At 70.4% G+C, this 10,334-nt stretch carries 8 protein-coding genes; 5 read left to right on the forward strand and 3 right to left on the reverse strand.

Annotation, left to right across the window (positions count from 1 at the left end):
• Positions 1-89: 89 nt before the first annotated feature.
• The 3 genes from ACRDTB_RS35280 to ACRDTB_RS35290 form a co-directional block, all read right to left on the reverse strand.
• Entirely contained in the window at positions 90-1,787 is a 1,698-nt protein-coding gene (locus ACRDTB_RS35280; protein WP_431436591.1) for a formate--tetrahydrofolate ligase, read from the reverse strand.
• Positions 1,788-1,917: 130 nt separating this feature from the next.
• A complete protein-coding gene (gene galT / locus ACRDTB_RS35285; protein WP_431436592.1) occupies positions 1,918-3,003 on the reverse strand; it encodes a galactose-1-phosphate uridylyltransferase in 1,086 nt (361 codons plus the stop codon).
• Positions 3,000-3,785, reverse strand: coding sequence for a DeoR/GlpR family DNA-binding transcription regulator (locus tag ACRDTB_RS35290; protein WP_431436593.1), 786 nt, complete (start codon positions 3,783-3,785; stop codon positions 3,000-3,002). The genes galT and ACRDTB_RS35290 overlap by 4 nt, the downstream gene beginning before the upstream one ends.
• A gap of 388 nt (positions 3,786-4,173) precedes the next feature.
• Between ACRDTB_RS35290 and ACRDTB_RS35295 the strand changes: the two genes are divergently transcribed.
• The 5 genes from ACRDTB_RS35295 to ACRDTB_RS35315 all read left to right on the forward strand — a co-directional run.
• Positions 4,174-5,493 (forward strand): ABC transporter substrate-binding protein, encoded by a 1,320-nt coding sequence (locus ACRDTB_RS35295; RefSeq protein WP_431436594.1) that lies wholly within the window; start codon positions 4,174-4,176, stop codon positions 5,491-5,493.
• Positions 5,494-5,735: 242 nt separating this feature from the next.
• Positions 5,736-6,566: a carbohydrate ABC transporter permease gene (locus ACRDTB_RS35300; protein WP_431436595.1), complete on the forward strand. Its 831-nt coding sequence runs from the start codon at positions 5,736-5,738 to the stop codon at positions 6,564-6,566.
• A complete protein-coding gene (locus ACRDTB_RS35305; protein ID WP_431436596.1) occupies positions 6,563-7,495 on the forward strand; it encodes a carbohydrate ABC transporter permease in 933 nt (310 codons plus the stop codon). Before ACRDTB_RS35300 ends, ACRDTB_RS35305 begins: the two co-directional genes overlap by 4 nt.
• Positions 7,492-9,603, forward strand: a complete 2,112-nt coding sequence (locus ACRDTB_RS35310; RefSeq protein WP_431436597.1) for an alpha-galactosidase — start codon at positions 7,492-7,494, stop codon at positions 9,601-9,603. Before ACRDTB_RS35305 ends, ACRDTB_RS35310 begins: the two co-directional genes overlap by 4 nt.
• A gap of 62 nt (positions 9,604-9,665) precedes the next feature.
• A partial coding sequence (locus tag ACRDTB_RS35315) for a serine/threonine-protein kinase (protein ID WP_431436598.1) occupies positions 9,666-10,334 on the forward strand: 669 nt, incomplete at its 3' end.

Below are 10,334 nucleotides of genomic sequence, written 5' to 3' on the forward strand. Positions count from 1 at the left end.
CCCCGCCGCCGCCCGGCGCCGGCGTGCGGGCGGCCACGCGCTCGAGCAGGCCACCCACGGACAGGTGCAACACGGACTCCATAAGCGGCTCAGGATAGGCCGACGATCTCCCCGTCCGCGTCCAGGTCGATGCGGGTCGCGGCCGGTGCGGAGCCCAGGCCCGGCATCGTCCGCATGTCACCGCAGATCGGGTACACGAAGCCGGCCCCGACCGAGGCGCGGACCTCCCGCACCGGCAGCGTCCACCCGGTGGGCGCGCCCAGCAGCTTCGGGTCCGAGGAGATCGACAGGTGCGTCTTCGCCATGCACACCGGCAGCTCGCCGAAGCCGTTGCGCTCGTAGGTGTCCAGCTGCTTTCGGGCCGTCGGGGTGTAGGAGACGCCGTCCGCGCCGTAGACCCGCGTCGCGATCGTCTCGATCTTCTCCCGCAGCGGGACCGCCGACGGGTAGAGGAACTGGAACTCCGTGGGCTCCTCGGCGGCCTCCGCGACGGCCTCCGCGAGCTCGGCCGCGCCCGCGCCGCCGTCGGCGAAGTGCGTGCTCACCGCCACGCGCGCGCCCATCGCCTCGGCCACCTCGCGGATCGCCGCGTGCTCGGACGGGTGGTCGGTCGGGAACGCGTTGACGCAGACCACCGGCGAGACGCCGTGCATCCGGATGTTCTCGATCTGCTTGCGCAGGTTCGCCGCGCCGGCGTGCACGTCGTCCGGGCTCTCCGCGAGCAGGGCCTCGGGCAGCGGCTTGCCGGCGACGATCCGGAACTTGCCGGAGTGGGCCTTGAGCGCGCGGACGGTCGCCACGAGCACCGCCGCGTCCGGCTGCTGGCCCGAGACCCGGCACTTGATGTTGAAGAACCGCTCCGCGCCCATGTCCGCGCCGAAGCCGGCCTCGGTGATCAGGTAGTCCCCGCACCGGATCCCGACCAGGTCCGCCACGACCGACGAGTTGCCGGTCGCGATGTTGCCGAACGGTCCACAGTGGACCAGAACCGGCGTGTTCTCCAGCGTCTGCATCAGGTTCGGCTTGATGGCCTCGCGTAGCAGCACGGTCATCGCGCCGGCCGCCTCGATCTCCTCGGCCGTCACCGGCTCGCCGGAGCGCGTGTAGCCGACGACGATCCGGCCCAGCCGCGCCCGCAGGTCCTCGAGCCCGGTGGTCAGCGCCAGCGCGGCCATCACCTCGGATGCGGCCGTGATGTCGAAGCCCGTCTGCCGGGTCACCCCGTCCGCCTTCGCGCCGAGCCCGACCACGATGTTGCGCAGCGCCCGGTCGTTCATGTCGAGCACGCGCCGCCAGGTGATCTCGGACAGGTCCAGCCCGCGCGCGTTGCCCTGGTGCAGGTGGTTGTCGACCATCGCGGCGAGCAGGTTGTGCGCCGCGGTGACCGCGTGCATGTCGCCGGTCAGGTGCAGGTTCAGCAGCTCCATCGGCACGACCTGGCTGTAGCCGCCGCCGGCCGCGCCGCCCTTGATGCCGAGCGTCGGGCCCATCGACGGCTGCCGGATCGCCACCGTGGCCTGCTTTCCGAGGTGCTTGAAGCCCTGGCCGAGGCCGACCGTGGTGGTCGTCTTGCCCTCGCCCAGCGGGGTCGGTGTGATCGCGCTGACGAGGACGTACTTGGCCTTCGGCACGTCGGCGAGCGCGTCGATCGCGCCCAGGCCGATCTTCATCACGTCCCGTCCGTAGGGCTCCAGCATGCGGGCGGGCAGGCCCATGTCACCCGCGAGGTCGTCGATCGGCTTGAGTTTCGCGCCTCGCGCGATCTCCAGGTCGGACGGAAAGGCCATGGGTAGGCTCCTTCAGGGGGCGGCGCGGGGTGGCCGCAGCCGCGTTCCGGTGCGAACGACCAGACGGTACTCCACTGTTGCACTGAGCGCGCCAAGTTGCTTATAGAGCAACGAATTCGGAGAGGCCAGCCTACCGGGGCGGCAGGTCGCGCAGGCGCTGCGCGACGTCCTCGGGAAGTATGTCGGTGATGAACGCGCCCATCGCCGCCTCCGAGCCCGCGAGGTACTTCAGCTTGTCCGCCGCCCGCTGGATGCTCGTGATCTGCAGGTGCAGGTACCCGAGCTCGCGGCCCGGCCCCGATGGTGCCTGGTGCCAGGCCGCCACGAACGGCAGCGGCTGGTCGTACAGCGCGTCCAGGCGGCCCAGCACGTTCAGGTACAGGTGCACGAAGTCGTCCCGCTCGTCGTCGGTCAGCGCGGGGAGGTCCGGGACGTGCCGGTGCGGGTACACGTGCACCTCGACCGGCCAGCGCGCCGCCGCCGGGACGAACGCCGTCCACCGCGCGGACGCCGCCACCACGCGGTCGCCCGACGCGCGCTCGCCGGCCAGGACGTCGGCGAACAGGTTGCGGCCCGTCCGCTTCGCGTGGGCCGCCGCGTTGTCCAGCATCTGGCGGGTCCGCGGGGTGACGAAGGGGTAGGCGTAGATCTGCCCGTGCGGGTGCGCCAGCGTCACCCCGATCGCCGCGCCGCGGTTCTCGAAGCAGAACACCTGCGCCACTCCGGGCAGCTCGGACAGCCGCGCCGTGCGGTCCGCCCACGCCTCCACCACGAGCCGCGCGTGCTCGGGCTTCAGCGTCGCGAACGCCGCCTCGTGGTCACTTGTGAAGCACACGACCTCGCAGCGCCCGACCGCTGGCGCCGACTCGACGAGCGGCGGCAGGTCCGTCGCCACCCCACCCGACGCGTGCGTCGACAGGCTGGGGAACCGGTTCTCGAACACCACCACGTCGTAGTCCGAGGCCGGGATCTCGGTGTGCCGCCCACCCCGCGACGGGCACAGCGGGCACTCGTCCGCGGGCGGCTGGTAGGTCCGGTGCTGGCGGTGCGAGGCGAGCATGACCCACTCGCCCAGCACCGGGTCGTGGCGCATCTGCGACGCGGTCGACACCTCGTCCAGTGGCCGTGGGTCGTGCCGCTCGCGCGGCGGCGCGTCGTCGTGGTCGAAGTAGATGATCTCGCGACCGTCCGCGAGCATCGCGGTCGTCCTCTTCACCGGCTCGCCTCGCCGACCGGAACCAGCCGGACCTCCTCGACGTGCTCGGCCAGCGTCGCCCGCGCCTCCTCGGGCAGCCCGTCGTCGCAGATCACGACGTCGGCGTCGGAGAGCTGCGCGATCGTGGACAGCCCGACCGTGCCCCACTTCGTGTGGTCGGCGAGCACCACGAGCCGGCGGCCGGCCTTGACCAGCGCGCGGTCGGTGTCCGCCTCGAGGAGGTTCGGCGTGGTGAACCCGGCCGTCTCGGCCATCCCGTGCACGCCGAGGAACACGAGGTCCAGGTGCAGCTGCGCGAGCGCGGACACCGCGATCGGCCCGACGAGCGCGTCCGACGGGGTACGCACGCCGCCGACCACGACGACGTGCTGGTCGGTCGAGGGCCGGGCGTGCAGCACGTCGGCGATGCGCATCGAGTTCGTGACGACCGTGAGCCCGTCGACCCCACGCAGCGCGTGTGCGAGCGCCCACGTGGTGGTGCCGGCGGACAGGCCGACCGCGGTGCCGGGCGAGACCAGCTCGGCCGCGGCCTTGGCGATGGCGTCCTTCTCCGGCTGCTGGCGCAACGACTTCGCCTCGAACCCGGGCTCCTCGGTCGATGCCGAGCGCCGCGTCGCGCCCCCGTGCACCTTGTCCAGCAGACCCTGCTGCGCGAGCGCGTCCAGGTCCCGCCGGATCGTCATGTCGGAGACCCCCAGCATCTGGGCGAACTCGATGACCCGCACGGCGCCCCGCTTGTGGATCTCCTCAACGATCCGGGCCTGCCTCTCCGCTGCCAGCATCGCCTCTCCCAACCTGTGGAGACACCCGAATCGAGCGACATTCAATCATAAACCAACTCAATCGAACATCCGGCGTGACGCGCCTGGCGCGCCACGCCGGGAGTGTCCAGTGTGGACGCGAAGCCGGCTCGCGTCGGGTGGCCGCGAGCAACAGAAAGCGGCAAGTCTGCACAGCGCATGACTTGTGCCGTCAGAGATCTGACCTCTGCCCAGGGTGATTGTCGGAGGCCGCAGGACACGCGGACGTCCATCGAGCTTGTCACGATCTGGACACGGGTTGAGGTCGGACCCCTTGACAGGCCTACCTAGAGTTAGACAAGGTTTCGATTCTGAGAGGTCGCGTTCACAACTGTTGAGTTTTTGCCGGTCCCTCTGAGGAGGCGCGACGATGTTGAGCCCTCGATCCCACGGCGCCGGCGGCGTGTCCGCCATGGCCATCAGACGACGGACCTTGTTGAAGGGGATGCTCGGCGCCGGCGCCCTGGCCGGCGTACCCGCCCTGTCCGGATGCGGTGACGGCTCCGGCGGTGGCGGTGGCGGTGGCGACGGGGGACTGGTGACGTTCGGGTCGAACTGGTCCGACGAGGTGCCCAAGAAGGGCATCCAGGCCATGATGGACGCCTACGGCAAGGGCAAGGTCTCCATCAACACGGTCGAGCACAACTCCTTCCAGGAGAACATCAACAACTACCTGCAGGGCGGGCCCGACGACGTGTTCGGCTGGTTCGCCGGCAACCGGATGCAGTTCTTCGCCGAGCAGGGCCTGGCCGGCGACATCAGCGACGTCTGGTCCGACATCGGCGGCGGCTTCTCCGACGCGATGAAACAGCAGTCGACCGGCAAGGACGGCAAGCAGTACTTCGTGCCGATCTACTACTACCCGTGGGCCCTCTTCTACCGGAAGAGCGTGTGGCGGGAGCGGGGCTACGAGCAACCGACCACTTTGGACCAATTCACGCGGCTCGCCGGCCAGATGAGGACCGACGGTTTGGTCCCGATCGCGTTCGGCGACTCCGACGGCTGGCCGGCGATGGGCACCTTCGACTACCTGAACATGCGCATCAACGGCTACGACTTCCACCTCCGGCTGATGGCCGGCGAACAGGCGTGGAACTCACCGGAGGTCAAGACCGTGTTCGACACGTGGCGGGGCCTGCTGCCGCTGCACCAGCCGGACGCCCTCGGTCGCACCTGGCAGGAGGCAGCACAGTCGTTGCTGCGCAAGGAAAGCGGGATGTACCTGCTCGGCATGTTCGTCGGCCAGCAGTTCCCCGAGGGCCCCGAGCGGGACGACCTCGACTTCTTCCCGTTCCCCGAGGTCGACCCCGCGATCGGCACCGACGCGGTCGAGGCGCCGATCGACGGCGTCATGATGGCGCCCCGCCCACGCAACGAGACCGGCGCCAGGGACCTGCTCCGCTTCATCGGCTCGCCCGAGGCCGAGGACGCCTACCTCGAGGTCGACCCGAACAACATCGGCGCGCACGACGACGCGGACACCAGCGGCTACAACGCGCTGCAGAAGAAGGGCGAGGAGCTGGTGAGCCAAGCCAAGTCGATCTCGCAGTTCCTCGACCGCGACACCCGGCCGGACTTCGCGTCCACCGTGATGATCCCGTCGCTGCAACAGTTCATCCGCGAGCCGAACGACATCGACGGGCTGACCAAGAGCATCGAGGACCAGAAGAACTCGATCTTCGGAGGCTGACCCGATGACAGGGCGTGAGCCGAGTGGCAGCCAACCGCCCCCGATCTTCGGAGGTTGACCCGATGATCGGGCGTGAGCCGAGTGGCCGCCAACCGCACCTAAGGGGAACGGGACGTAACCCAGCCACCGGTACGCACCCAACCGCACGGCACCAACCCAAAGCGACCAGAAGGGGCAAAATCCGGGGAGGCGGAACAGGAAAGATCCGGGGAGGCGGAGCCGACCGGCTGATCGTCGCGCTCATGGTGGCTATCCCGACCCTGGTCGTGGTCGGTCTCGTGTGGGGTCCGGCGATCGGGACGATCCTGCTGTCCTTCACGGACTGGAACGGCATCGGCAACATCCGCGACATCGACTTCGTCGGCATGGAGAACTACGAGAACGTCACCTCGAACTACCCGCCGTTCGTGCCGGCCATCCAGCACAACATCATCTGGCTGGTCGTGTTCTTCCTCGGGCCGACCCTGCTCGGCATGCTGCTCGCGGTGGTGCTCGACCGGGAGCTGCGCGGCAGCCGGATCTACCAGAGCGTCTTCTTCATGCCGGTCGTGCTCTCGCTCGCGCTGGTCGGCTTCATCTGGCAGCTGATCTACTCCCGCGACCAGGGCCTGCTGAACGAGGTGCTCGGTTCGAAGACCGACTGGTTCGGTGACCCGGACATCAACCTGTGGGCGGTGCTGGTCGCGGCCAGCTGGCGGCACACCGGCTACATCATGCTGCTGTACCTGGCCGGGCTGAAGGCCGTCGACCCCGCGCTGCGTGAGGCGGCCGCGGTCGACGGCGCCGGCGAGGTACGAACGTTCCTCCAGGTCGTGTGGCCGGTGATGCGTCCGGTGAACGTCATCGTCGTGGTGATCACCGTGATCGAGTCGCTGCGTGCGTTCGACATCGCCTGGGTGATCAACAAGGGTCGCAACGGCCTGGAGCTGATCTCGACCCTGGTGACGCAGAACGTCATCGGCGAGGCGAGCCGGGTCGGCTTCGGCTCCGCGCTCGCCACGTTCATGATCGTCATCTCGACCGTCTTCATCGCGATCTACCTGCTGCAGGTGATGCGGGAGCAGAGACGATGACCGAGCCGATGACCATGCAGACGGTCCACACCGGACAGACGGGCCCAAAGGCACGGGTCCCGACCCGGCGGCGGATGCCGGTCACCCCCGCCCGCGTGGTGCTGCGGGTGTTCCTGACGGTCATGGCCGTCGGCTGGATCTTCCCGATCGCCTGGGCGGTCTACAACTCGCTGCGCGACTACGACTACACCTCACTGAACGGCTACTTCTCGGTCGGCGGGTTCACGTTCGAGAACTACGTGCAGGCGTGGGCGCGCGGCAACTTCGCCCAGACGTTCACCAACACCGCGATCATCGTGATCCCGTCCGTCGTGATCACGCTGCTGCTCGCGTCGTCGGTGGCGTTCGTACTGGCGCGGTTCAGCTTCAAGCTCAACCTCCCCCTGCTCGCCCTGTTCACCGCGGCGAACCTGCTGCCGCAGCAGGCATTGCTGGTGCCGCTGTTCCGGTTGTTCCTCAACATCGAGGTGCCGTTCTGGTTCAGCGACTCCGGCACGCTCTACGACACCTACTACGCCGTGATCGCGGTGAACATCGCGTTCCAGACCGGGTTCTGCACGTTCGTGCTCGCCAACTACATGAAGACGCTGCCGCGCGAGCTGTACGAGTCGGCCCAGGTCGACGGTGCCGGGGTGGTGCGCCAGTACTGGCAGATCGTGCTGCCGCTGTGCCGTCCGGCGCTGGCGGCCCTGTCGGTGCTGCAGGTCACCTGGGTGTACAACGACTTCTTCTGGGCCGTCGCGTTCATGCGCACCGGCGACAAGCTGCCGGTGACGAGCTCGCTGCAGAACCTGCGGGGCCAGTTCTTCACCGACTACAACCTCCTGTCGGCCGGCTCGGTGATCGTGGCGATCCCCACGCTGGTGATCTTCTTCCTGCTCCAGCGGCACCTGCGGGCCGGCCTGACCCTGGGGGCGACGAAGGGATGACGGTCGTCCAGCTGGCCACGGGCACCGTGAGCCTGGTCCTCGACGCCCGCGGCGGTGGCCTGCCGGTCGTGGTGCACTGGGGCGCGCCGCTGGGCGAGCTGTCCGAGGAGGACCTGCTCGTCCTGGCCGACACCGCGGTGGCGCCGGCCGCGCCCACCACGCCGGACGCGCCGGTGCCGGTGGCGCTGTTGCCGGAGGCGGTTCGCGGCTACCAGGGCCGGCCGGGGCTGCGTGGCAGCCGGGCCGGCCGGTCCTGGGTGACCTCGTTCCGCGTGTCGGACCTGCGGACCGGCGCGTCGTCGGTGCGGATCGTCGCCGAGGACCCGGATGCCCTGCTGTACCTGGAGATCACCGTCGAGCTGACCGACTCCGGCGTGCTGCGGCTGCGCTCGCGGCTGGTCAACGACGCTGACGAGCCGTACACGGTGGACGGTCTGGAGGCGGCACTGCCGGTGCCCGCGCACGCTACCGAGCTGCTCGACCTGACCGGCCATTGGGCGCGGGAGCGGCACCCGCAGCGCCGGCCGTTCGACCTCGGCACGTGGTCGCGGGAAAGCCGCCGCGGCCGCACCGGGCACGACGCGACGCTCGCGCTGCTGGCCGGCACCGCGGGGTTCGGCTTCCGCCACGGCGAGGTGTGGGGCCTACACGTGGCGTGGAGCGGCAACCACGTCACCTACGCGGAGCGGATGCCGGAGGGCACCGCGACGCTGGGCGGCGGCGAGCTGCTGGCCTCCGGCGAGGTGATCCTCGCGCCGGGGGAGGAGTACGCGTCGCCGTGGTTCTATGCCGTCTACAGTGGACAGGGGATCGACGGGCTGAGCGCGGCGTTCCACACCTGGCTGCGGTCCCGGCCGAACCACCCGGCCACGCCCCGGCCGGTGGTGCTCAACACGTGGGAGGCCGTGTACTTCGACCACGACCTTGGCCGGCTGCGCGCCCTGGCGGACGTGGCCGCGCGGATCGGCGTGGAGCGGTTCGTGCTCGACGACGGCTGGTTCCGGCATCGCCGCGACGACACGGCCGGGCTCGGGGACTGGTACGTCGACGAGACCGTGTGGCCGGACGGGCTCACGCCGTTGATCGAGTATGGGACCGGCCTGGGCATGGAGTTCGGCATCTGGGTCGAGCCGGAGATGGTCAACGAGGACTCCGACCTGTACCGGGCACACCCGGAGTGGGTGCTCGGGCCGGGCGACGGCGTGCTGCCGCCGCGGTCGCGCCACCAGCAGGTGCTGGACCTGAAAGTGCCGGAGGCCTACGCGTACGTCCTCGAGCGGCTCGACGAGCTGTTGTCCGGCAACGACATCGCGTTCGTCAAGTGGGACCACAACCGTGACCTCGTCGCGGCCGGCCACAATGGACGGTCGGGTGTGCACGGCCAGACGCTCGCGGCGTACCGGCTGCTGGACGAGCTGCGGGCCCGGCACCCCGGCGTCGAGATCGAGAGCTGCTCGTCCGGCGGTGCCCGGGTGGACCTGGAGATCCTGGCCCGCACCGACCGGGTGTGGACGAGCGACTCGAACGACGCGCTGGAGCGGCAGACCATCCAGCGGTGGACCGCGCTGCTGCTGCCGCCGGAGCTGATCGGCGCGCACGTCGGCCCGCCGACGGTCCACTCGAGCGGCCGTACCCAGCACCTGGGCTTCCGCCTGGCGACCGCGCTGTTCGGCCACTTCGGCATCGAGTGGGACATCGCGTCCGCCGCGCCGTCCGAACTGGACGGTCTGGCCGCGGGGATCGCCTGCTACCGAAGGATGCGCGGGCTGCTGCACACCGGCGAGGTCGTGCGCGCCGACCACCCGGACCCGGCGGCTTACGTGCACGGCGTGGTCGCCGCCGACCGGTCGGCCGGCCTGTTCGCCTACGTCCAGCTGCGGACGTCCGCGCGTGGCGTCCCCGCCCCGATGCGCCTGCCCGGCCTGGACCCGGCACGCGAGTACCGGGTGGACCTCGTCGAGCCGGCCGGCCCGCCGGTGACACTCGGCAACGCCACGCCGTGGTTGCCGCGCGTGCTGACCGGCCGGGTGCTCGCCGAGGTGGGTCTGCGCCCGCCGATCCTCGCGCCCGAGCAGGCGTGGCTGGTCGAGGTCACCGGGATCGGCTGAGGTCCGCCGGAGCTTTCCCAGGCTCTCGCCGAGGCGGCTGGGTCGCCCCTAGGATCCCGTGCGTGCGCAGTGGTCAGCTGATCGCGAACCGTTACCGGCTGGTGGAGCTCATCGGCTCCGGGGGAGCGGGCCTGGTATGGCTCGCGGAGGACGAGCAGGCGGACGAGGGCGGGGACGGACGCCGGCGGGTCGCGCTCAAGCGGCCGCACTCCGCGGCGGGCCCGGCCGTGCGCGCGGAGCTGGAACGTGAGGCGGCAGTCGCCGCGCGGGTGCGGCATCCGGGCGCCATCCGGGTGCACGGGGTGGTCGGCGACGGGCACGACTCCTGGCTCGTGATGGAGTACTTCCCGGCGAAGAACCTCGGCGTGCTCATGCGCGAGCAGGGCCCGCTCGACCCCGGCGCGGTCGCCTGGATCGGCGTCCAGGTCGCCGCCGCGCTCGCCGCCATCCACGACGCGGACGTGGTGCATCGCGACGTCACGCCCAACAACATCCTCGTGGACGCCAGGGGCACGGCGAAGGTGACCGACTACGGCATCTCCGCCCACCGCGCGCAGACCATGACCAGCAGCGGCAAGATCAGCGGCACCGCCGCGTACGTGTCGCCCGAGGTGGCCGACGGCGGCGGGGCCAAGGCGCCCTCGGACGTCTACTCGCTCGGCGCGAGCCTGTTCGCCGCGGTCGAGGGCGAGCCGCCGTCCGGGTTCGGCGACCCCGACGCCGTCCTCGCC

This window comes from Actinophytocola sp. (assembly GCF_050699935.1).
GTDB lineage: Bacteria > Actinomycetota > Actinomycetes > Mycobacteriales > Pseudonocardiaceae > Actinophytocola.